Here is a 1,313-nt window from a genome sequence, read left to right as displayed (position 1 = left end):
GTTTCTTTTGCTTTATAAGTGCCTATAACCAATTGCTGAGAAGAAGAAGACAACCAAACTACTACATCTCCTTGTGGCGCAACACCTACAATTAACTCTTGATATCTATCATATTTGTCCTTTGTATAAAGCGATCTGTTGGGATATGCCCTCCATATTTTATCCAACTCCTCCTTTATTCTATCATAGGGTAAATCGAAAAGCCCCTCGTAAAATTTGTCTTCAGCTGCGGAAAAGTAGGCGACATATAATTTCTTTGGTAATGGATGGTATTCATCATTAAGTGCGGAACTTGTAGTTTGCGGCCAAACACCATTTTCCATTGTTAGAAAACCTACAGATTCACTTCCGGTTACAAAATGACTGCCTGCATTTTCGGAAATATAACCCGGAAAACTGCAAAGACTGGTCGTGTAGTAATATTCGCCATTAGAATTTTTATTGGTGGGCCAAATTTCGCTTGGGCGATCATAGATCTCTTGTTGCACGGCGGCTTTTTCTGCTTCTGTCATGTTATCGTATTTTTTTTCTTGGCAAGAGACGAATTGCATCAAACAAAACAATAGCAAAAAGCAGGATTTTAGTTTTATAAAATGGGTTTGTTTTCGTCGTTTCTCAGCAATTTCTGTATTGGTTTTATTATTTTGGGTACCATCAAAAAAAACGCTCAAAGTAATATTTCTGCCATCGCTTGATTTTAGCGCTACTGCTTTATCATAAACAAATGTTTTTGCCATAATTTAATCTGTTTCTGTTAATGGAGTTATTTCGGTTTCAATTTCACCAACTCCTAATTGAACATCTTTGCAATCTAAAACATATTCGTGTAAATCATTTCGCAATACAATTCTTGAGATTTTATTCGTCTTATCTAAAATCACAACCATTTCTAATTGAGTTTTATCCTCGCTTCCCAGTTCAGAATACGCTTTGAATACGTCATCTTCCTGTAAGTCAAAGCCTCCACCATAATTTAATGTACCAATGTTAAATTCGAATATAACTGTTTTTGGAATATTCCTTAATTTAAAAACATTTTCTTTCTCGTATAAAGCATATATACTTTCATAGCCACCATTGAAGTATTCTATATAATATTTTAAAGTTTCTATTTTTTCTGGTGTTTTTTTATCCTCGTATTGTATTTTGGGTTTCCAATCATATTGCTTCCCGTATTTTTCTACTTTTCCTAATGGTATTGGGTATTTACTTTTGGTAATTGATTTTAAATAGAATTCCCTTGTCACATCTCCCATATTGTTGGCGCTTTTGAAATCTTCCCAAGTAATTTCGGTAGTTTCTTTTGCTTTATA

At 33.9% G+C, this 1,313-nt stretch carries 2 protein-coding genes; both read right to left on the bottom strand.

Annotated elements, in window-relative coordinates:
* On the bottom strand, positions 1 to 737 hold a 737-nt coding region (locus AXA65_RS17230), incomplete at its 3' end, for a DUF2931 family protein (protein ID WP_117590509.1).
* A gap of 3 nt (positions 738 to 740) precedes the next feature.
* A partial coding sequence (locus tag AXA65_RS19975; protein WP_165596621.1) for a hypothetical protein occupies positions 741 to 1,313 on the bottom strand: 573 nt, incomplete at its 5' end.

This window comes from Chryseobacterium sp. FP211-J200, assembly GCF_001643375.1.
Classification (GTDB): Bacteria; Bacteroidota; Bacteroidia; order Flavobacteriales; family Weeksellaceae; genus Epilithonimonas; species Epilithonimonas ginsengisoli.
The sequence above is the reverse complement of the archived record's forward strand: the minus strand, read 5'-3'. Positions and strand labels throughout refer to the sequence as shown.